The 19,645-nt window shown below is 57.3% G+C and carries 22 protein-coding genes; 6 read left to right on the forward strand and 16 right to left on the reverse strand.

Annotation, left to right across the window (positions count from 1 at the left end):
- Nucleotides 1–31 precede the first annotated feature (31 nt).
- Nucleotides 32–1,294: a DEAD/DEAH box helicase gene (locus tag GOV88_RS12135; protein ID WP_171240590.1), complete on the reverse strand. Its 1,263-nt coding sequence runs from the start codon at nt 1,292–1,294 to the stop codon at nt 32–34.
- A 536-nt stretch (nt 1,295–1,830) separates the two neighbouring features.
- Here GOV88_RS12135 and GOV88_RS12140 point away from each other — a divergent pair.
- Nucleotides 1,831–2,175 (forward strand): hypothetical protein, encoded by a 345-nt coding sequence (locus GOV88_RS12140; protein ID WP_171126608.1) that lies wholly within the window; start codon nt 1,831–1,833, stop codon nt 2,173–2,175.
- 52 nt (nt 2,176–2,227) lie between these two features.
- On the forward strand, nt 2,228–3,454 hold the full coding sequence (locus tag GOV88_RS12145) for a DNA-packaging protein (RefSeq protein ID WP_171240649.1): 1,227 nt from the start codon (nt 2,228–2,230) through the stop codon (nt 3,452–3,454).
- 74 nt (nt 3,455–3,528) lie between these two features.
- Here GOV88_RS12145 and GOV88_RS12150 read toward each other — a convergent pair whose 3' ends face one another.
- The gene (locus GOV88_RS12150; RefSeq protein WP_217358921.1) at nt 3,529–4,422 is read right to left on the reverse strand and encodes a class I SAM-dependent methyltransferase; all 894 of its coding nucleotides are present in this window, start codon (nt 4,420–4,422) and stop codon (nt 3,529–3,531) included.
- A 675-nt stretch (nt 4,423–5,097) separates the two neighbouring features.
- Here GOV88_RS12150 and GOV88_RS12155 point away from each other — a divergent pair.
- Nucleotides 5,098–5,652 carry a hypothetical protein gene (locus GOV88_RS12155; protein WP_171240591.1) on the forward strand — a complete coding sequence of 185 codons (555 nt, stop codon included), beginning with the start codon at nt 5,098–5,100 and terminating at the stop codon, nt 5,650–5,652.
- Between the two features lie 158 nt (nt 5,653–5,810).
- On the opposite strand, the gene GOV88_RS12160 is transcribed toward GOV88_RS12155, so the two are convergent.
- A complete protein-coding gene (locus GOV88_RS12160; RefSeq protein WP_171122180.1) occupies nt 5,811–6,149 on the reverse strand; it encodes a TraR/DksA C4-type zinc finger protein in 339 nt (112 codons plus the stop codon).
- A gap of 84 nt (nt 6,150–6,233) precedes the next feature.
- Here GOV88_RS12160 and cysE point away from each other — a divergent pair, with 84 nt between their 5' ends.
- Nucleotides 6,234–7,043, forward strand: coding sequence for a serine O-acetyltransferase (gene cysE, locus GOV88_RS12165; RefSeq protein ID WP_171122181.1), 810 nt, complete (start codon nt 6,234–6,236; stop codon nt 7,041–7,043).
- 7 nt (nt 7,044–7,050) lie between these two features.
- Here the strand turns inward: cysE and GOV88_RS12170 are convergent, their stop codons facing one another.
- From GOV88_RS12170 to pgk, 7 genes are all read right to left on the reverse strand, one after another.
- Nucleotides 7,051–7,287 carry a hypothetical protein gene (locus GOV88_RS12170; protein ID WP_171122182.1) on the reverse strand — a complete coding sequence of 79 codons (237 nt, stop codon included), beginning with the start codon at nt 7,285–7,287 and terminating at the stop codon, nt 7,051–7,053.
- 156 nt (nt 7,288–7,443) lie between these two features.
- Nucleotides 7,444–8,742, reverse strand: coding sequence for a pyruvate dehydrogenase complex dihydrolipoamide acetyltransferase (locus GOV88_RS12175; protein WP_171122183.1), 1,299 nt, complete (start codon nt 8,740–8,742; stop codon nt 7,444–7,446).
- A gap of 12 nt (nt 8,743–8,754) precedes the next feature.
- Nucleotides 8,755–10,125 (reverse strand): pyruvate dehydrogenase complex E1 component subunit beta, encoded by a 1,371-nt coding sequence (locus tag GOV88_RS12180; RefSeq protein WP_171122184.1) that lies wholly within the window; start codon nt 10,123–10,125, stop codon nt 8,755–8,757.
- Nucleotides 10,126–10,128: 3 nt separating this feature from the next.
- Nucleotides 10,129–10,518, reverse strand: coding sequence for a VOC family protein (locus GOV88_RS12185; RefSeq protein WP_171126542.1), 390 nt, complete (start codon nt 10,516–10,518; stop codon nt 10,129–10,131).
- Nucleotides 10,519–10,521: 3 nt separating this feature from the next.
- Nucleotides 10,522–11,517: a pyruvate dehydrogenase (acetyl-transferring) E1 component subunit alpha gene (pdhA, locus tag GOV88_RS12190; protein ID WP_171122186.1), complete on the reverse strand. Its 996-nt coding sequence runs from the start codon at nt 11,515–11,517 to the stop codon at nt 10,522–10,524.
- 153 nt (nt 11,518–11,670) lie between these two features.
- Complete coding sequence (locus GOV88_RS12195; protein WP_171122187.1) at nt 11,671–11,970, reverse strand: septum formation initiator family protein; 300 nt, start codon at nt 11,968–11,970, stop codon at nt 11,671–11,673.
- A gap of 125 nt (nt 11,971–12,095) precedes the next feature.
- Nucleotides 12,096–13,286 carry a phosphoglycerate kinase gene (pgk, locus tag GOV88_RS12200; RefSeq protein WP_171240592.1) on the reverse strand — a complete coding sequence of 397 codons (1,191 nt, stop codon included), beginning with the start codon at nt 13,284–13,286 and terminating at the stop codon, nt 12,096–12,098.
- A gap of 132 nt (nt 13,287–13,418) precedes the next feature.
- Here pgk and GOV88_RS12205 point away from each other — a divergent pair, with 132 nt between their 5' ends.
- A complete protein-coding gene (locus tag GOV88_RS12205) occupies nt 13,419–13,925 on the forward strand; it encodes a peptidylprolyl isomerase (protein WP_171126544.1) in 507 nt (168 codons plus the stop codon).
- Nucleotides 13,918–14,466: a peptidylprolyl isomerase gene (locus GOV88_RS12210; protein ID WP_171212681.1), complete on the forward strand. Its 549-nt coding sequence runs from the start codon at nt 13,918–13,920 to the stop codon at nt 14,464–14,466. The genes GOV88_RS12205 and GOV88_RS12210 overlap by 8 nt, the downstream gene beginning before the upstream one ends.
- 51 nt (nt 14,467–14,517) lie before the next feature.
- Here GOV88_RS12210 and aqpZ read toward each other — a convergent pair whose 3' ends face one another.
- The 6 genes from aqpZ to GOV88_RS12240 all read right to left on the reverse strand — a co-directional run bounded on the left by aqpZ (nt 14,518) and on the right by GOV88_RS12240 (nt 19,582).
- Nucleotides 14,518–15,204, reverse strand: coding sequence for an aquaporin Z (aqpZ, locus tag GOV88_RS12215; RefSeq protein WP_171122191.1), 687 nt, complete (start codon nt 15,202–15,204; stop codon nt 14,518–14,520).
- 89 nt (nt 15,205–15,293) lie between these two features.
- Nucleotides 15,294–16,103 (reverse strand): zinc-dependent peptidase, encoded by an 810-nt coding sequence (locus GOV88_RS12220; RefSeq protein WP_171212682.1) that lies wholly within the window; start codon nt 16,101–16,103, stop codon nt 15,294–15,296.
- A gap of 122 nt (nt 16,104–16,225) precedes the next feature.
- Nucleotides 16,226–16,726, reverse strand: a complete 501-nt coding sequence (locus tag GOV88_RS12225; RefSeq protein WP_171122193.1) for a polymer-forming cytoskeletal protein — start codon at nt 16,724–16,726, stop codon at nt 16,226–16,228.
- Entirely contained in the window at nt 16,716–18,041 is a 1,326-nt protein-coding gene (locus GOV88_RS12230; protein WP_171240593.1) for a DUF5930 domain-containing protein, read from the reverse strand. The genes GOV88_RS12225 and GOV88_RS12230 overlap by 11 nt, the downstream gene beginning before the upstream one ends.
- A 179-nt stretch (nt 18,042–18,220) precedes the next feature.
- On the reverse strand, nt 18,221–19,057 hold the full coding sequence (locus GOV88_RS12235) for a ferritin-like domain-containing protein (protein ID WP_371808238.1): 837 nt from the start codon (nt 19,055–19,057) through the stop codon (nt 18,221–18,223).
- A gap of 63 nt (nt 19,058–19,120) precedes the next feature.
- The gene (locus GOV88_RS12240) at nt 19,121–19,582 is read right to left on the reverse strand and encodes a peroxiredoxin (protein ID WP_171122195.1); all 462 of its coding nucleotides are present in this window, start codon (nt 19,580–19,582) and stop codon (nt 19,121–19,123) included.
- Between the last annotated feature and the right edge of the window lie 63 nt (nt 19,583–19,645).

Genomic DNA, 19,645 nt, shown 5'->3' on the forward strand with positions numbered 1-19,645 from the left:
AGGTGCCGCGTGTTGCGGCACCTTTTTCAATTCATGCGGCCGGTTTTCTTTTCTGCCGCCGACGCTGGTTTGACCTGGGCTTGGCCGACGCGTTGGCTGCCTGTGGCTTTGGCCCACGACGGCGGAACCCGCCACGTTTGCGCGGTTTTTTGGGCTCTGCAAACTCGGGCATTGTGCCGCTGGCGACGGGGATTTCGATCTTCATCAGCTTTTGAATCTGCTTCAACTGATCCAGTTCATCCGGCGCACAGAATGCAATAGCTTCACCTTCGCGACCTGCGCGAGCGGTGCGGCCGATCCGGTGCACATAGTTGTCGGGCACCTCGGGAAGATCGTAGTTAATTACATATGCCACGCCGGGAATGTCGATGCCGCGCGCGGCCACGTCAGTTGCCACAAGCACGTTGATCTCACCCGCGCGAAACGCCTTGATTGCACGGTCGCGTTGGCCTTGGCTTTTGTTGCCGTGAATGGAGGCCGCGTTAAAGCCGTCAGCGACGAGGTCTTTCATCAATCGCTCTGCGCCATGCTTGGTGCGCGCAAATACCAATGTCAGAGCATCGGCGTCTTCAGACAGAATCTCGCGCAGCTTGGCGGGCTTTTCAGTCCGGCTCAGGAAGTGGATCGACTGTGTGATCTTGTCAGCCGCCTTCCCCGGAGGAGAGACCTGAATGCGCTGTGGGTTCGTTAGATAGGTCTGGCTGATTTCTTCCATCTGCTTGGGCATCGTAGCGGAAAACAACATGGTTTGACGCGGTGTGCCAAGTTCGGGCGCGATACGGCGCAAGGCGTGAATGAACCCCATGTCCAGCATCTGGTCAGCCTCGTCCAACACCAGATGGCGGACCGAGCTGAGATCAACAGCGCCGCGTTCCATCAAATCAATCAGGCGACCGGGTGTTGCGACAAGGATATCGGTTCCGCGTGCAAGGAAGGAAATCTGCTTGCCGATAGACTGACCACCCACAACGGTTGCGACGCGGATTTTTGTTTTTTTTGTCAGGGTTCGCAGGCTTTCCGCGATCTGATTGACCAGCTCACGCGTCGGCGCAAGGATCAACGCCTTGGCTGTCTTGGGGGCAGGTTTGCCGGGTTGCGCCAGCAGGTGATCAATCAGCGGCAACCCAAAGGCCAGAGTTTTTCCGGTGCCGGTTTGCGCCAGCCCCATAATGTCGTGACCCTGCAGCGCCATCGGAATGGCCTGATTCTGGATCGGTGTGGGTTGCGTAAAGTTTGCGCGTTTCAGCGCGTCATTCAGGGCCGGGGCAAGGCCCAGCATGTCAAAGTCGAACAAGTAATCATCCTTTTCAATCCGTGGCCGCCTATTAGCCACGAACAAATACATCGACACGTGCGCACCGCACGAGCCTACAGGGTTTCGCGAAGCCTCGGGACGCGCAGGCGAGCCCTGTGCCGTCCGGCCATCGCAACAAGAACCCTGCGTGAAGGGGAACTGGAGAGGTTTGGGCGCTGTAAGGTCGAATACGACCGTCTATGCTCACGCGGAAGCGCCTTGTTTCGGGGCACATGCGTGTTTGGCGAGGGAATGTCAAGTTTACCGCTGTGTAATTGTCGAGTTTCCCAATCGGTGTGCTTGTTGTCAAGGATATGGCGGGTCGTGACCCAGAGGTGGAAGGTCTTGAGAAATAGTTAAATTACAGGTCGGTTCCTGTTGCGTGAGTGTTGCGTAACTATTTGACTTTACAAACTTATTATCTTAGGCTTGGTGTCATGCTAGAAGAGGTGGGTATCGGCCGCGGGTAAGCCCGGTGGCCGATTTTTGCTTCTCTCGTGCGGAGAAAACTCACGCATGAGGTCACAGGCACACACATGACTTTGATTACCCCGGAAGAGCGGATTACCCAGACGGCTGACTTGTTGCAGTCGCTTGAGCGATCCATTCGCGATCTGCGCGAAGCAGCGGAAGAACTGCGCAGGCAGATCGGTGCCGGGGAGGATGCAGACTTTGCCGGAGCAGGCAAGCAGCTGGGTCAGTTAGAGGGGCTGATCCGAAGTTGCCAGAAAGTGGAGATAAGCTTTGTCGAACAACATCACAGACAAGCCGGAATTGCCCAAGGGGGCTATGCGCTCGACCTTCAGCGCGCTCGATTTGAAATCGGGTGCAGGCTGGCTCGCCTCCGCCGATGCTGCGGTGAGGGACAGATTTCTGAGTGAGATCGGGGAGGGGGGGCTGTGTGCCCTCCCTTTCCTGTTCGAGTTTTGGGCGCTGCCGCATCAATTGCCGCCCGAGGGGGACTGGCGGTCGTGGGTGATCATGGGTGGACGCGGGGCAGGTAAGACGCGCTCAGGGTCCGAGTGGGTGCGTGCGATGGTCGAAGGGGCTAAGCCGCTGGACAGGGGAGAGGCCAGTCGGGTGGCGTTGGTGGGCGAGACATTTGATCAGGTGCGCGACGTGATCATTTTTGGCGATAGCGGGATTTTGCAATGCTCGCCCCCGGATCGTCGACCTGTTTGGGAGGCATCGGAACGCAAGTTGATCTGGCCCAACGGAGCCGAGGCGCAGGCGTTTTCGGCGCATGATCCCGAAGGGCTGCGCGGCCCGCAATTCGATGCCGCGTGGGTAGACGAACTGGCCAAGTGGAAAAAGGCCGAAGAGACCTGGGATATGTTGCAGTTTGCCTTGCGTCTGGGTGAGCGGCCGCGGGTCTGCGTGACGACCACGCCGCGCAATGTGAAGGTTTTGAAGGATTTGCTGGCCTCTCCGTCCACCGTGCAGACCCACGCGCCGACCGAGGCGAACCGGGCCAATCTGGCGGACTCGTTTCTGGCCGAGGTACGCGCGCGCTATGCTGGTACGCGGCTGGGGCGGCAGGAATTGGATGGGGTTTTGCTGTCGGATGCTGAGGGCGCGTTGTGGACAGGCTCGATGCTGGATGCGGCGCGGGTAGATAAAGTGCCCGGTTTGGATCGTATCGTAGTGGCACTGGACCCTGCGGTGACAGTGGGGGCGCATGCGGATGCCTGTGGTATCGTAGTGGTCGGCGCGCAACTACAGGGGCCGCTTGAGGAATGGTGCGCCTATGTGCTGGCCGACCGCACTGTGCAGGGCGTTGGTCCTGCGGGCTGGGCGCAGGCGGCGATTGACGCGATGGATGAGTTCGGGGCCGAACGGCTGGTGGCCGAGGTCAATCAGGGCGGGCAACTGGTGGAAGAGGTCGTCCGGCAGGTGGACCCTCTAGTCCCGTTCCGCGCTGTGCGGGCCTCACGCGGCAAGGTGGCGCGGGCCGAGCCTGTGGCGGCGCTTTATGAGCAGGGGCGGGTGGGCCATGTGGCCGGGCTGGACGCGCTGGAGGAGCAGATGTGCCAGATGACCGCGCGTGGATTCGAAGGTCAGGGCTCGCCCGACCGGGTCGACGCGTTAGTCTGGGCGCTGCATGAGTTGGTTGTTGGGCCTGCGGGGTTGTATCGACGGCCTAGGGTGCGGAGTTTGTGAGTGCTCCACATGGCTCTAATGGATACCAAGCACTTGCGAAAGGGTCGCTATATTGCGGCTTATGACATGCTAATTCACCAATGGCGTCTTCCCTTTGTGTGTCTTGATGCTACAACTGCGAACTCGGGATGCTGTCCCGAGAAAGCTTGACCTGACACATCCCCGTAGAAATTCGTAACTTCGAGCCCTGCTGCTGAAAGCTCTGTCGACAAGCTCTGGGGGCTGAAATATTGCAACCAGTTATAGACCGTTTCCGGTTCGCTCTTTTCAGGAAAGATGCTGTATTTGTCCAGCACAACGGAATCAGCGTCGTATTCGAAGGTGTTGAGAAAGCAGTAGTAATCTTCCTTGTGCCAGAAGTGGTTCAACTGGTTTTTCTCATAAGTTCTAGATTCTTCACGCTGATCGAATGCTGCCATCCAATATACATCCAATAGGATAGATCCGCCGTCCTTTAGCAGAGTGCTGAACTTCGACAGGAGCCGGGACCGCTGTTCGGGTCCAAGAGCGCAAAAATCGCACATGATCATCGTGATCAGATCAAAGCGACCGGGCGTTTCAAAATCGAGGTAATTGATTTCAACATAGTCGACATTTTGCTTGGCGAGCTCAGCCTGTCGTCGGGCATATTGAATAGTTTTTTTTGAGAAGTCTAAACCTGTAACTTGCGCACCGGATTTTGCGAAGCGAGACGTATACAAACCTGGGCCACACCCGAAATCGCATACCGATTTACCCATTCCGATTTCAAAGTGGTCTATAATCCAGTCACTAGATCGTTCAATGAAGTCGGCTCTTCTAGACGATAAATTGATGGCCTCATTCATGTGAAACTCCAGCATCTGTTTGGATCGGTACTTGTCGGCCCAAAGCGCACTGGCGGTGTAGGAACTGAATACGCCAGGTTTCGAATTGATTTCATCTAGAAGGACGAACATGTTGTCGCCTTTTCTTTGTTCTCTTTCCATCTCAGCGTCCTTCAGCTTAGTCTGAAAACTTGCGACCCTTTTGGGATGGTCATTCGCATCAAACCTTGAATGCAACAGAATTTCTTTTTGCGTGGATTGCGCAGCGAAGGAGCGTGTTTGAGCGTTGCCTACCCGCGAGAATCGGAGTGACAAAAATCGCTTTCGGATGCTTCATTGGTGCAAGCCAAAAAGTTGTGAGGCGTCGATGAAGTGTTGCTTTATTCCGAATATTTGGCACGATGAGCCTGAAGATAATGGTTTTGCGCCGCCTCACAAGCTCGTTTGAATATAGTGTTTTTGTTAAGTAAACTGCAGAAAGTCGTAGTGCTAGTTGCAATAGCGTTGATCATGCCTGCCATCATGATTTTCGTCGGAGTTCCGCAGGGGCACAGCGAAATCTATAATTTTGCGTGGTTCACCCAATATTCTCAACAGTTTGACCAAGGAAACTGGCTGCCCAGACACTTACCTGAAATGTGGGCTGGGCTTGGAGGGCACGACTTCTTTTTTTATGCGCCACTGCCCTTTTGGCCCATCTCAGTCGCCACCTCTGCCATTTGTTCAGAGTGCGCTTTGGTAACTCAAATTGCTGTTGGTATGGTGTTCATACTAATTTTGAGTTCGCTCACCTTTTTCGTTTTTGCGAGATGTTTTTTTGGAAAATGGCCTTCGGCCGTGGGAGCTGTGGCCTATTCTGGGCGGCTTCGTGGGCAGTTCGGAACTGACGCCATCATGCCCGAGGTTTGGCCCGAAGGTTCGGTGTTTGTGTTATTGGACCCACGCGTCTTACAGACCGGGCTGCTTCGGTCAGAGCGCAGGCTTGCGAAACACTACAGAATTGGACCGGCTACGCGTGGGTATGACGACCCGTCCTTTGTCCATCAAGTCGAGGCGTTCAATGGTAATGGTCTGCGCCCTTACGCCCCGGCGCATCTGTGTGTTCGTAGATCAGGGGCGGGTGATACGCTTTCGTGGGTGCGTCGAACCCGAGTTGATGGTGACGACTGGGCCGGAATCGACGTCCCGTTGGGCGAAGAGTCCGAAGCTTATCTGATACAGATTTGGGCCGAAGGGTCATTGGTGCGTGAGGAATTGGTTCAAATTTCCCGCTGGACATATACGTCGGCTGCAAAACTCGCCGACGGTGTGTCCGGTTCCTACACAGTCCAGGTGGCACAGGTTTCGGCCAGCTATGGTCCCGGTCTGCAAGCATTTCTTACGGTAGGTTAGATGGCTAAGTAATTAGCCTTCTTCTTAGAAGCCTTCTCAGGCGACGTGAGCAACAAAAGGCGCCGCCTGCGACACGACATCGCCATTTCGCCTGTATGGTGAGCGAGGCAAAATCACCGACAGAGTGGTGAGAATGCAAAAATAACCAAGTAAACGGCTCACCCGGATGCGCAGCTAACGCACTTGGTGGCCGCATGATCCAAGTTCAGGCGACCAATTGGGATCTCTTCACCGCAGTCTTCGCAGAATCCGTATTCTCCCTCGTCGATCCTAAGCAATGCCGCCTTTAATCTGTTCATTTCGACGTCCCTGTTGGCTTGCTGAGCCTTGGCCATTGCCTGGTTCTGCAACGCGTCCATCCTGCTAAGGCGCCCTATGGCTTGTTGGTCCAGTTCAACAATGGCTTGCGCCTTCTTTCCTGCTTCCGAGTTGTCAGCAAGTTCCGCTAAACGACTGCGTATTCGGGCCTCGAATTCGGCCATCAAAGAAGCATTCATTTTCGTTATCCTGCTGATCACGGGTTTGCGTTTGGCGTTTTTGCCTCTAAATGGCATTCTAGGCGCAGCAAAGGATCAAAAGCCATGTTGGAAACGCGCAGTCACGTTACACCCGTCGACCCCGTCTGGGATCGCATCACGACCGAAGCTCAATTGGCCGTTGAGAATGAGCCGTTGATGGGCGGGTTGGTGCACGCCTGTATTCTGCACCACCGCAGTCTAGATAGGGCATTGTCCTACCGGGTATCGGCCAAGCTGTGCTCGAATGAAATGTCCATGATGGTATTACGAGAGATCGTGGACGAAGCTTATGCGGATGATCACTCGCTGATCGAGGCGGCCCGTGCCGACTTGATGGCTGTGTACGAGCGCGACCCGGCTTGCCATCGCCTGCTGCAGCCGATTCTGTACTTTAAGGGCTATCAGGCAATGCAAGCCTATCGCGTGGCGCATTGGCTATGGCAAAAGAAGCGCTACGATCTGGCGTATTTCTTCCAGATGCGCTCGTCAGAGATATTCGGGATTGATATCCACCCGGCCGCGAAAATAGGCAAAGGGATCATGATTGATCACGCCCATTCCATCGTAATCGGCGAAACTGCGGTTGTCGGTGACAATGTGTCGATGCTGCATTCCGTCACGCTTGGCGGGACCGGCAAGGAAGAAGAACAGCGCCATCCGAAAATTGGTGACGGTGTTCTGATTGGTGCGGGTGCTAAGGTGCTTGGCAATATTGAAGTGGGTCATTGCAGCCGAATTGCTGCCGGATCGGTTGTCTTGCAGGCCGTGCCTGCGTGCAAAACCGTTGCGGGCATTCCTGCAAAGATTGTCGGCGAAGCAGGTTGTGATCAGCCTGCAATTTCAATGGACCACATGCTGGGCAAAGATCAGTAACTCACACTCAGTTCGGGCGGTTGTTCTTTTCGTTCAACCGCTTGAGCCGCTTTTCTTCCCGCCGTTTCTTTCGCTCTTCAATCCGCTTGCTGCGCTCGGCTTCCCATTTGGCAACCGCGCTTTTGGAATTGAACTTCGAGTTTTCACCTGGATAGCTGTTGGGCTTGGCATAGGCATCCGCAGGTGCAATTGAAGCCAGCATCAACAAAATCAAACCTGTCCGAGTAAGCCGTGTGAAGGTCATGGGGCACCTTTGCATCCGTGTCTGATTTGCAAACAACTTGACGCCTCGCGCGTGCCCAAACAACAGTTGGCCGGATCACGTTTCCTCACTTCCCGGCCAGACACGAAAAAGCCGCGCCAGAACGTGCGGGCGCGGCTGTTGCGGTTTCTCTTGGTGTTAGGCCAGCATGACCATGGGGTTCTCAAGGTTTTCGACAATGGCTTGCAGCAGTTCCGCGCCAAGCGCTCCGTCGATCACGCGGTGGTCCACGGACATCGTTACGGACATCACTGTTGCAACGGTCAGCTCTCCGTCATCGCCTACAACTGGTTTTTTGACGCCTGTACCCACTGCAAGAATGCCAGCGTGCGGCGGGTTCACGATGGCGTCGAAATTGTCGATGCCAAACATGCCCAGATTCGAGATTGCGAATGTGCCGCCCTGATATTCATGCGGTGCCAGTTTGCGTTCACGAGCGCGACCGGCAAGGTCTTTCATCTCGGTCGACAACGCGGACAGCGACTTGGTGTCGGCATCCTGTAGAACCGGGGTGAACAGACCGCCCTCGATAGCGACAGCCACGGCCACGTCCGAGGGTTTCAGTTGCAGCACCCGGTCACCGGCCCAGACCGCGTTGCAGGCCGGAACCTGCTGCAACGCGTTTGCGACAGCCTTGATGATGAAGTCGTTGACGCTCAGCTTCACGCCACGGCCTTCAAGCTGTTTGTTCAACTGGCTGCGGAACTTGAGCAGCGCATCCAGCTTAATATCGCGACGCAGGTAGAAATGCGGGATGGTCTGCTTGGCCTCGGACAGGCGCGCGGCAATGGTTTTGCGCATCCCGTCCAGCTTGATTTCTTCGTAATCGCGGGTTTCGTACATTTTTGCCACGGCATCCGCCGACGGGCCAGCCGGGGCTGCCGCTGCCGGAGCCGCTGCTGCAGGTGCAGGGGCCGGAGCAGGCGCGGTGGCTGTAGCGCCTTCCACATCTACTTTGACGATACGGCCATGCGGTCCCGAACCGGTGATCTGCGCCAGATCAAGACCCTTTTGCGCAGCGATACGACGGGCCAGCGGCGAGGCGAAGATACGGCCACCGTCGGCTTTGGCCGGTGCTGCCGGAGCAGGGGCAGGTGCCTCGGACGCCCCAGAGGCGGCCTCGTTACCCGCGGCGGCTGCCGGAGCAGCCGCGGGGGCTGCGGTATCTGACGCGCTGATGTCGTCAGCACTTTCGCCATCTTCCAGCAGAACTGCGATGGCGGTGTTGACCTTGACTCCTTCGGTGCCCTCGGGGATCAGGATCTTGCCGATGGTGCCTTCGTCAACGGCCTCAAACTCCATCGTGGCCTTGTCGGTTTCGATCTCGGCCAGCAGGTCGCCGCTTGATACGGTGTCGCCCTCTTTGACCAGCCATTTGGCAAGGGTGCCTTCCTCCATTGTGGGGGAAAGGGCGGGCATCAGAATTTCTGTGGGCATCTGTGTCGCTCCTTACCGGTAGGTCACTTGTTTGACGGCTGCGATCACCTCATCGGTGGTGATCAGTGCCAGTTTTTCGAGGTTCGCTGCATAAGGCATCGGAACGTCCTTGCCGGTGCAGTTGATGACCGGAGCATCCAGATAGTCGAACGCCTCTTGCATCACCACCGAACTGATATAGCTGCCGACCGAGCCTTGCGGCCAGCCTTCTTCGACTGTCACCAGACGGTTGGTTTTCATCACCGAGTTAATGATCGCGCCGGTGTCCATCGGGCGGATAGTGCGCAGGTCGATCACCTCGGCGCTGATACCTTCCTCGGCCAGCTTGTCAGCGGCTTCCAGCGCGTATTGCATGCCGATGCCAAAGCTCACGATGGTCACGTCCGAGCCTTCGCGCCAGATGCGCGCCTTGCCCAGCGGGATGGTCAGATCATCCACTTGCGGGACATCGAAAGAGCGTCCGTAAAGGATCTCGTTTTCAAGGAAGATCACCGGGTTGGGGTCGCGGATCGCCGATTTCAGCAACCCTTTTGCATCAGCAGCCGAGTAAGGCATGACCACTTTCAGACCGGGGATCTGCATGTACCAGGCGGCATAGTCCTGAGAATGCTGTGCGGCCACGCGGGCGGCAGCACCGTTGGGCCCCCGGAACACGATGGGGCAACCCATTTGACCGCCGGACATATAAAGCGTTTTGGCAGCAGAGTTGATGATTTGGTCAATCGCCTGCATGGCGAAGTTAAAGGTCATGAACTCGACAATCGGCTTCAACCCACCAAAGGCCGAACCAACTGCGATCCCGGCAAAACCGTGTTCGGTGATGGGCGTGTCGATCACACGCTTGCTGCCGAATTCGTCCAGCAGGCCTTGGCTGATCTTGTATGCCCCCTGATATTCGGCGACCTCTTCGCCCATCAGGTAGACGTCTTCATCGCCGCGCATTTCTTCGGCCATCGCGTCGCGCAGGGCTTCGCGAACGGTTTCGGATTTCATCTCGGCGTCCGCAGGCCAGTCCGGGGATAGATCGACCACCGGTGCAGCAGGGGCAGCGGCAGGAGCGGGGGCCTCAACCGCCGCAGGGGCGGCCTCAGCCACCGCTGCGGCTGCGGGCGCAGCCGTGGGCAGGGCAGAGGCGTCCTCGCCTTCTTCCACGAGGACCGCGATAGGTGTGTTCACCTTGACCCCTTCGGTACCTTCCGCGATCAGAATTTTGCCGACGATGCCTTCGTCAACGGCCTCGAACTCCATCGTGGCCTTGTCGGTTTCAATCTCGGCCATGATATCGCCCGAGGATACGGTGTCGCCTTCTTTGACCAGCCACTTGGCCAGCGTGCCCTCTTCCATCGTGGGCGAAAGGGCGGGCATGAGAATTTCGGTTGCCATGTCTCAGTTTCCTTCCGGGGCCGGGGTAATCATCCCGACGATGTTTCCTTGTCCATCTTCCACATAGGCGCAGCGGCCTATGCCAGGATAATCGGTTGGCGGCAACGCTTCGGCGCCGCCATTTGCCAATGCCCACGCATAGCGTTCGTCGCAATCACCGACCTCAAAGGTCATGGTGCCGCCGCGCACCGGGCTACCGGCAGCGGGCGCTTCGCCATGGCGCTGCATCAGGCCACCGGTCAGCCCTAGGCTGCCGCCGATCTGGTCGCCACTGATCAGATGATAGCCGACTTCTTCGCCGCCGGGCATTGGTGTGAACGCCCAGTCGAATAGGCCGGTATAGAACGCCTTGGCCTGTTCGACGTCACTGACGTGAATTTCGAAATGCGGCATCTGTCAGGCCTCGGCGTAGATATCTGTCCAGAGCTCTTCCACAGAAGGCTCGGGGCTTTCTTTCGAGAATTCGGCAGCCTGATTGACGATCTCTTTGATCTCTTTGTCGATCGCCTTCAGGTCGTCCTCGGTCGCGTGTTTGCCGGTCAGCAGTAGTTCGCGCACATGCTCAATTGGATCGCTTTGCTCGCGGACCTTCTGAACCTCTTCGCGGGTGCGATACTTGGCCGGGTCGGACATCGAGTGGCCGCGATAGCGATAGGTTTTGACCTCGAGGATGTAGGGTCCCTTACCAGCGCGACAGTGGGCGACGGCTTTCTCACCGGCCTCTTTGACGGCCAGAACGTCCATGCCATTGACAATTTCACCGGGGATACCGAAGGCCTCACCTCGGTGGTAGATGTCTTTGGTCGAGGTCGAGCGCGCCTGAGAGGTCCCCATAGCGTATTGATTGTTTTCGATCACGAATACGACGGGCAATTCCCACAGGGCGGCCATGTTGAATGTCTCGTAAACCTGACCCTGGTTGGCCGCACCATCACCGAAATAAGTAAAGGTGACTCCACCGTTTTCCTTGTACTTGTCGGCAAAGGCCAGACCTGCGCCCAACGGGACCTGCGCGCCAACGATGCCGTGCCCACCATAGAAGTGCTTCTCTTTAGAGAACATGTGCATCGAGCCGCCCTTGCCCTTGGACAGGCCGCCAATACGTCCGGTCAGTTCGGCCATCACACCGCCCGGATCCATGCCGCAGGCCAGCATGTGACCGTGGTCGCGGTAAGAAGTAATCCGCTTGTCGCCGTCCTTGGCTGCGGCCTCGAGGCCCACAACAACGGCTTCCTGGCCAATATACAGGTGACAGAATCCACCAATAAGACCCATGCCATAAAGTTGACCGGCCTTTTCTTCGAATCGGCGGATCAGCAGCATCTCTCGGTAGTAGGTGGTCAGTTCTTCCGACGAAACATTTGGTTTCTTTGCGGTTTTTCGCGCAGCCATTGTGGCGATCTCCCCCTCTCGGCAAGATAGTTTAGCGTTAAACTATCTCATAAAGCATTTGCCGCTTTCTGGCGAGGGTAAATGTGACGCAGCGTCCGATCTCGCGAAAATCGGGGTGCGGCTTGCTTCAAAATCGAACAATTCAGTGGAGGATCAACGGATGACAACCTCATCTGAGCGGATCATTCCCAGCACAGAGCGTGCTTGCTGGTCCAACAAATCCAAGTCCAGATAAGTATCCGACAAACGGCGGGTCAGGTTCTCCATCTCTGCAATTTCAGCCTCGAGCTTGTCGAGGTCGCGCGACAGAGCGTCCCGTTCCGCTGCAATCTCGACCCGTCGGAACAGGCCATAGTCACCTTGCACGGCGGCAAAGGTGAAATAAACACCCAGCATAAACGCCACCATAAAGAATGCGACTGCGCCCAAACCGGGCCGATTGGAACGGGACACTCTGTTTACCGCCGTATGAAGTCTGCCTCAATAACGGGTCCTTTTTGGACCTCTGAAAGCACTATGTCACAGGTGATTCGGGTTGTGAATCCCCTGATTCGACAAAAACGCGCGGGCTAGCGGATTTATTGCTCTAGCGCGGCAACACCGGGTAGGGTTTTGCCTTCCATCCATTCCAGGAACGCGCCGCCTGCAGTCGAGATGTACGAGAAATCCTTGGCCGCACCCGACGCATTCAAAGCCGCGACCGTGTCACCCCCACCCGCGACCGAGACCAATTGCCCGGACCGCGTCAGTGCCGCGGCTTTCAGCGCTGCCGCGTTGGTTGCGGTATCGAAAGGCTCAATCTCGAACGCGCCCAGCGGCCCGTTCCAGATCAGGGTCTGGCTTTGTCCGAAGATGTCTGAAATCGCCGCCACGCTGTCGGGGCCTGCGTCAAGGATCATTCCGTCATCCGTACATTGATCGGCGGGCAGAACCTGATGAGGGGCACCTGCTTCGAACTTTTCGGCCACGACGATGTCGGTGGGCAGGACGATGGTACAGCCCGAGGTTTCGGCCTTGGTCATGATCTCGGCTGCGGTGTCCTTCATCGCTGTTTCCGCCAGCGATTTGCCCACGTTCAGACCCTTGGCCACCAGAAACGTGTTGGCCATGCCGCCACCGATAACCAGGTAGTCCACCTTGTCGATCAGATTGCCCAGCAGTTCCAGCTTGGTCGAGACCTTGGCCCCGCCCACAACGGCTGTCACAGGGCGTTTGGGCGCGCCCAAAGCGCCCTCAAGCGCCTCAAGCTCGGCCTGCATCAGCCGACCAGCGCAGGCAGGCAGCATGCGGGCAATAGCCTCGGTCGAGCTGTGAGCGCGGTGCGCGGCGGAAAATGCGTCGTTGCAATATACATCGCCCAGACGCGCCATACCGGCAGCCAGATCAGCGTCATTCTTGGTTTCCGCTGCGTGAAAGCGGGTGTTTTCCAAAAGCAGCACCTGACCGGGTTGCAACTGTTCGGCGGCCAGTTCCGCCTCGGTGCCGACGCAATCGGCGGCGAATAGGACAGTCGAGCCAAAAGCGGTCTCAAGCGTCGGGACCAATTGCTTCAGCGACAGGTTCTCGCGGCGTTCACCGCCGGGGCGTCCAAAATGCGCCAGCAGGATCGGTTTGCCGCCCGCCGCAAGGATGTCGCGTACCGTGGGCACGATGCGCTGGATGCGGGTCGCGTCTGTCACAACGCCGTCAACAACTGGTACGTTGATGTCCACGCGTACCAGCACACGCTTGCCGTTCAGGTCCATATCATCCAGCGTTTTCCAGCCCATCGTTTCATCCTTGTCGTTACAACCGCTTTAGGCGGTTCTTTTCCTGCATTTTGCCCTCAGGTCAATGCGTCACTTGGCATTCATGCGTCCGCGTCATAGGTATTTGCGCAAGATAAACGACAGGAGGGCCTCATGGCCGAGATCAAGGATCCCGAAAACACCATCATCATCGAACTGAAAGACGGCAATGTCGTCATCGAGCTGCTGCCCGATGTGGCCCCCCAGCACTCGGCCCGGATGAAAGAACTGGCCCGTGGTGGTGAGTATGACAACGTGGCCTTCCACCGTGTGATCGACGGTTTCATGGCGCAGACAGGCGACGTGCAGCACGGCGATATGGAAGACGGATTCAACATCCGCATGGCCGGTACAGGTGGGTCGTCGCTGCCGAACGTTCCGGCAGAATTTTCGAAACTGCCCCACGATCGCGGCACATTGGGCGCGGCACGTTCGCAGAACCCAGACTCGGCCAACTCGCAGTTCTTCATCAACTTCAAGGACAATCACTTCCTGAACGGCCAGTACACCGTCTATGGCCGCGTTATCGACGGGATGGAGCACGTGGACGCCATCGTCCGGGGTGAGCCGCCGATGAGTCCCGACCGTATGATCAGCGTTAAGGTGGCAGCCGATGTATAAGCTGGCAGCCGCATTTGCTTTGCTGGCCAGCCCCGCGTTGGCCACTGGTTTGCAGATCGAGATCGAGGGCGAGGGGGCTAATGGCACCGTAACCGTTGATTTGTTTGACGATCTGGCTCCGAAGCACGTTGAACAGATCAGCACCCTTGCCGCCGAAGGCAAGTATGACGGTGTGGTCTTTCACCGCGTGATCGACGGCTTCATGGCACAGACCGGCGACGTGGAACATGGCCGTCTGGGCAGCGATCTGCGTCGTGCTGGCACCGGTGGGTCGGACCGTCCTGACCTGCCTGCCGAGTTCTCGGACTTCAATTACGACCGCGGTGTCGTGGGCATGGCACGGGCACAGGACCCCAACAGTGCCAATTCGCAGTTCTTCATCATGTTTGCGCCCGGTCCGTTTCTGAACGGCCAATATACTGTTGTTGGACAGGTGACCGACGGGATGGACATTGTCGACGCGATCAAGCGTGGCGATGGCCCCAACGGAGCAGTCATCGGACAGCCCGACGTGATGAAAAAAGTTACTGTAACCGAGTAACAAAAAAGGCCCCGACGCAGATTGCGCCGGGGCCTTTTTGATAGACGGGGCTTAGTCGTCGCCCATGGCTTTCCAGATCACGGCCCCAATCGCACCGCCGATCAGCGGGGCCACCCAGAATAACCAGAGTTGTGAAAGGGCCGGGCCGTCGGCAAACAGCGCAACACCGGTTGAGCGCGCCGGGTTTACGGATGTATTCGTCACCGGGATCGAAATCAGGTGGATCAGAGTCAGGCCCAACCCGATGGCGATGGGGCCGAAACCAGCCGGAGCACCCTCAGACGTCGCGCCCAGAATGATTACGATGAAAAACGCCGTCAGTACGATCTCGATGATCAAGGCGGACATCATCGAATACCCTTCGGGGGACGCTTCGCCATAGCCGTTGCTGGCAAAGCTTCCGACCCCAGTGAATTCGGGTGCGCCGCTTACGATCAGGTACAGGACGACCGCTGCGGCAATTGCGCCGACGACCTGGGCGATCCAATAGGGAATAAGGTCTTTTGCCGGGAACCTTCCACCGATCATCAGGCCAAGACTGACGGCAGGATTGAAGTGCCCGCCCGAAATATGGCCGACTGCGTATGCCATTGTCAGAACGGTTAAGCCAAAAGCGAAAGATACACCCAGCCAGCCGATGCCGACATCGGCGACGCCTGCCGCTAAGACGGCGCTGCCGCAGCCGCCCAGTACCAGCCAGAACGTGCCGAAGAATTCGGCCATGAGTTTTGATGACATGAAAAGCCCTCCGAAAAACAATGGGTTCAGTGTAGTTCAAAAAACCTGTTTTGTGAAATTTTTACGGAACCCGGTTCCGCCAAGGCAGGTTAATTCCAGGTCACGGGATCCAGCCGGAACAGCTTGGCCAACTGCTCGTAAATGCCGGGCGCCTCGGACTTCAAGGCGCGGGGCCGTTCAAAAAAGACCTCGACCGATACCGCAAAGAACTCTTCGTGCCCGACGGCGCCATATGGGTCGATGACCGTGTGCCGCCCTTTTTCTACGGATTGAACATGGGCATCGTATGCCGCCAGAAATGCTCGTTCCCACTCGGCGAAGGTCTGGCCTTCGCTGAGGATTGGAACGCCGTTGGTTCCGCCCGACAGATCGTCGATCTGATGTGCGAATTCGTGCAGGACTACGTTTTGTCCATCATGATCATCCAATGCGCCTTGCCTGCTGTGAGACCACGACAGAATGACCGGCCCCCGATCCCAGCTTTCCCCGGTGCGGATGATTTCCTTTTCGCTGACCACATAGCCGTCCTGCCTGCGTTGCCGGGACTTGAAGGCGTTGGGGTAGATCAGGATCGTGGTGAGGTGATCGTACCAGAGCGTGTTGTTGATAATCAGGAGACATGCCTGCGCGGCGATGGCCAGACGCATTTCTTCCGTGACCTCAAGACCGTCACAACCAAAAAACCGGACCTGATTCAGAAACAGGTTCACCTTGCCGTCGAGGCCTACGCGCAGGTCAGGCGGCAAACGGCGCACCAAGGGAACCTGGGCTTCGATTATGGCGCGCTGTTCAGGGGTAAGTGGGGTGGACAGCAGGGCCTTACGCTCCTGTGTTCTGGCCCAATGGCGATAGGTAAAAAAGCCTGCGATCAACAGAACTAAGGCAAAGAAAATCCACATTTCACAAGCTTATACAGGCGGGTTGCGTCTTGGAACCTGAAAGTGCGCCGTGGTCCAAGGCAAAAAAGAAACGCCGCAGGTTTCCCTGCGGCGTTGAATTTTCAATCCGGGCGAAGCAGGTGTTACTGCTTGACCTCCGCCGCCGGATTTGCGCCGCCCTTGGCACTACGGCCAGGGTTCAGCGGGTCGTCCTGACGCTGGACCGAACCTTCGAAATGCGCGCCGCTTTCGATGGCGATGGTCTTGTGGATGATGTCGCCTTCGACACGTGCGGTCGAGGTCAGGCGTACTTTTAGACCACGCACACGGCCCACAATACGGCCGTTGATTACCACGTCATCTGCGGTGACTTCGCCCTTGATGGTCGCGGTTTCACCGATCGTCAGAAGATGCGCGCGAATGTCGCCTTCGACAGTTCCTTCAACCTGGATATCGCCCGAGGTTTTCAGGTTGCCGGTGATGTGCAGATCCGAAGACAGAACCGACGCCGGAGGCTTGGGCTTGGGCGCGGTGCTCGCCTTGTTTTCTGACGGTGCAGGGGCAGCCGGTGTTGCTGGTGCGGCGGGTTTTGCCGCTTCTGGTGCATTCGAACCGGGCTCGTTGATTTTGCTCTTAGAAAACATTTCTCGCAGCCTTGATGTAAGTCATTGGGTTAACAGGTTTTCCGTTCACGCGTACTTCATAGTGCAGATGCGTGCCGGTCGACCGTCCGGTGCTACCCATATCAGCAATATGATCCCCGCGCGAGACCCTTTGACCAACCTTTACCTTGATCTTGGTATTATGGGCGTAAAGTGTCTCAATTCCGAAGGCATGCTTGATTTTTACCAGCCGTCCAAACCCGGATTGCCAGCCTGCATGGGTGACCACTCCGTCAGCGGTCGCAAATATATCCGTTCCATGTGCACCTGCAAAATCAGCACCGTTATGCATGCGGCGACCTCCGGTCTTGGGGTCGCGGCGTGTCCCGTAGCCACTGGTGAAGCGGACAACCGCGTTTACCGGGCTTGCAAACGGCGCTTTTTCTGCAGCAATGCGATAGAGGTTCAGCTGATCCATCTGCTGCAGCAGGGTATTCGCGCGGATTTCGTCGGGGGTCAGTTCCTCACCGCGCGTGCTGAAGGATATGGGGGTTAGGGGGCCACCCATGCCACTGTACCCACGCCGCACTTCTTCGATGATACGGTCGGTGGGCATTCCTGCTTTGCGGAACATCTTGTCGAGCGGCTCGACAGAGATGACCATTGCCTCTTCTAGCTGACGGAAAATTTCGTCGCTGCGTTCCTGCATTAGCTGGATTTCCAGTTCCAGCTCGTCGCGCTGATCCAGCGCATCCTTGGCATCGGCCGCGATCTGATCACGTTCCATCGCGGTCCTGACCAATGCCTCGGTCATGAAGTTCATTTGGGCAGGGTTAGTGGCATATGCCATCTGCACCTCGCCCGAACCTGCCTCTTGGTTCATCTTGGCCAGCTCTGTGCGGGCTTCTTCGCGCTGCTTCATTGTCGCGCGCAAGGTCGTCTGGATCACTTCGATCCCGGTCTCAAGCTCGCGGCGGCGGTTTTCCGAGGCCAGCAGCTCGGACTGCATGGCGGAAATCTGTTCGAGCGCCGCGTTGAACCGGTCTTGCGCCATCAACGCTTCTTGCGCGCGGACGTCCCGTTCGGCCGACAGAACATTCAGCCGTTCCTGATAGGTGGCCTGATCTCGCTTCGCCTGTTCGCGGAAGTTGCCGGATCCGATGCTGTCCATCAGCAAGATCGCGGTCGCGACAGCGGTCCAGCCAACAATCACCGCAACGCCACCAACAGCAGCGATCTGCGTTTCCGAACTAAGCCGGATGAACCGTGTGTCGTTGTCGGATTTCAGAAAAACCCTGCGTTCCGGAAAATGCCGTTCAAGCAGCGAGTGTAGTTTGATTGCCAGACGTGTTCGCACGCGTCTTCCCTCTTAATCCCCGAGATCGGGATCGGTCGTGAGTGATAGCCGTCCCTTGGCCGAAGTGCATAGAGGGAGCTCAGGTTTTGGGCAAGTTTGTTAACCAGTTTACCCAACAAAGTAGGTTTTTCCCGCCAATTCTCGGCGGGAAATTGCCGATAACGTCAACTTGAGCACGTTTAATGGTCGTGTCCGGGCTGAGGCAGGTCTTCAGTCAAAGGCCAGTAGAAATCTGGCGGCAACCCCGCTTCGGCGCGTTTTTCCTCGTTGAAAGGGGGCTTCAGGACGCCGTGGAAATACCGCCGGACCAATTCGTGAAACACATCCTTTGGGTCGGCATTCTCACGCCCACATAGGAAATGAAACCACTTTGATCCATAGGCCACGTGCCCGACTTCTTCGGCGTAAATCACCTCGAGTGCGGCGATGGCGTTCTCAGCCTTCGCCTTGCGGAAGATGTCAATCATTCCGGGGGTTACATCCAGCCCGCGGGCTTCCAGCACCATCGGAACCACAGCCAGCCGTCCCATCAAATCCTCGGCCGTATCTTTGGCCGCGCGCCACATTCCCGAATGGGCGGGCAGGGCACCGTAATAGCTGCCCATCTGCTCAAGGCAGTCGCAAACCATCTCGAAATGACGTGACTCTTCTTCTGCGCATTTCACCCAGTCGTCGTAGAAACCGATTGGCATCGGCACATGTCCGAACCGGGCGATGATGTCCCAGTGCAGATCAACGGCGTTCAGTTCGATATGAGCCACGGCGTGCAGCAGGGCAATCCGCCCGGCCTCGGTTCCTGGTCGGCGTTTTGGAACATCGCGGGGCGACAGCAATTCAGGCTTTTCTGGCCGCGACGGGTAAAGCGGTGGGGTCGCTGTCCCAATCTCAATCTCAGGTGCATCACCCTTGCGCGACGCGAACCATTCAGCGGCATAGCGTTTGGAAAGGGCGGTTTTTGCGCGCCCTTCTGCAGTGGTCAGGACTTCGGTCGCCATCTGGGTCAGTGTTTTCGACACCGGGTTTCTCCGCTTCTGCGTTTGCGCGGGTCTTAGACTGGATGGCGGTTGCAGAAAAGAGGGTCAGAGCGCGCGAGCAGCCTCAAGTACCTCATCCACGTGACCGGGAACTTTGACCTTGCGCCAGACGCGGGCGATCTTGCCGTCGGCGTCGATCAGAAAGGTCGAGCGTTCGATCCCCATCGATTTGCGCCCGTACATGTTCTTTTCCACCCAGACGCCAAAGTCCTCGCAAACGGTTGACCCCTCGTCAGACAGTAGCGGGGTGGTCAGGTTGTGCTTGGCTACAAACTTGTCGTGCTTGGCAATGGTGTCCCGCGAAATGCCGAAAACTTGAGCGCCCGCCTCGGCAAAGGCTTGAAGTTGTTCCGAGAAACCGATGGATTCCTTGGTGCAGCCCGGCGTATCATCGCGGGGATAGAAGAAAAGAACGACGGCACCGCCGCGCAGGTCTGACAACGTGACCTCGCCACCGCCGTCGCGGGGCAACGTGAAATCAGGGGCGGTGTCTGTAACGTCGGGCATTGGAAACTCCGTTAAAGGTTTTTAAGTGCTGCCCGTCATCATAGGGCGGCGCGAGCGGGTTGA

Source organism: Ruegeria sp. HKCCA5491, assembly GCF_013034565.1.
Taxonomy (GTDB): Bacteria; Pseudomonadota; Alphaproteobacteria; order Rhodobacterales; family Rhodobacteraceae; genus Ruegeria.

What these genes read in the sequence shown, in the direction of transcription:
- GOV88_RS12175 (WP_171122183.1), bottom strand. Translation starts at nt 8,742, where the DNA reads ATGCCCACAGAAATTCTGATGCCCGCCCTTTCCCCCACAATGGAGGAA.
- GOV88_RS12185 (WP_171126542.1), bottom strand. Translation starts at nt 10,518, where the DNA reads ATGCCGCATTTCGAAATTCACGTCAGTGACGTCGAACAGGCCAAGGCG.
- GOV88_RS12205 (WP_171126544.1), top strand. Translation starts at nt 13,419, where the DNA reads ATGGCCGAGATCAAGGATCCCGAAAACACCATCATCATCGAACTGAAA.
- GOV88_RS12140 (WP_171126608.1), top strand. Translation starts at nt 1,831, where the DNA reads ATGACTTTGATTACCCCGGAAGAGCGGATTACCCAGACGGCTGACTTG.
- pgk (WP_171240592.1), bottom strand. Translation starts at nt 13,286, where the DNA reads ATGGGCTGGAAAACGCTGGATGATATGGACCTGAACGGCAAGCGTGTG.
- cysE (WP_171122181.1), top strand. Translation starts at nt 6,234, where the DNA reads ATGTTGGAAACGCGCAGTCACGTTACACCCGTCGACCCCGTCTGGGAT.
- GOV88_RS12225 (WP_171122193.1), bottom strand. Translation starts at nt 16,726, where the DNA reads ATGTTTTCTAAGAGCAAAATCAACGAGCCCGGTTCGAATGCACCAGAA.
- GOV88_RS12180 (WP_171122184.1), bottom strand. Translation starts at nt 10,125, where the DNA reads ATGGCAACCGAAATTCTCATGCCCGCCCTTTCGCCCACGATGGAAGAG.
- GOV88_RS12220 (WP_171212682.1), bottom strand. Translation starts at nt 16,103, where the DNA reads ATGTGGATTTTCTTTGCCTTAGTTCTGTTGATCGCAGGCTTTTTTACC.
- GOV88_RS12170 (WP_171122182.1), bottom strand. Translation starts at nt 7,287, where the DNA reads ATGACCTTCACACGGCTTACTCGGACAGGTTTGATTTTGTTGATGCTG.
- GOV88_RS12150 (WP_217358921.1), bottom strand. Translation starts at nt 4,422, where the DNA reads ATGGAAAGAGAACAAAGAAAAGGCGACAACATGTTCGTCCTTCTAGAT.
- GOV88_RS12160 (WP_171122180.1), bottom strand. Translation starts at nt 6,149, where the DNA reads ATGAATGCTTCTTTGATGGCCGAATTCGAGGCCCGAATACGCAGTCGT.
- pdhA (WP_171122186.1), bottom strand. Translation starts at nt 11,517, where the DNA reads ATGGCTGCGCGAAAAACCGCAAAGAAACCAAATGTTTCGTCGGAAGAA.
- aqpZ (WP_171122191.1), bottom strand. Translation starts at nt 15,204, where the DNA reads ATGTCATCAAAACTCATGGCCGAATTCTTCGGCACGTTCTGGCTGGTA.
- GOV88_RS12210 (WP_171212681.1), top strand. Translation starts at nt 13,918, where the DNA reads ATGTATAAGCTGGCAGCCGCATTTGCTTTGCTGGCCAGCCCCGCGTTG.
- GOV88_RS12240 (WP_171122195.1), bottom strand. Translation starts at nt 19,582, where the DNA reads ATGCCCGACGTTACAGACACCGCCCCTGATTTCACGTTGCCCCGCGAC.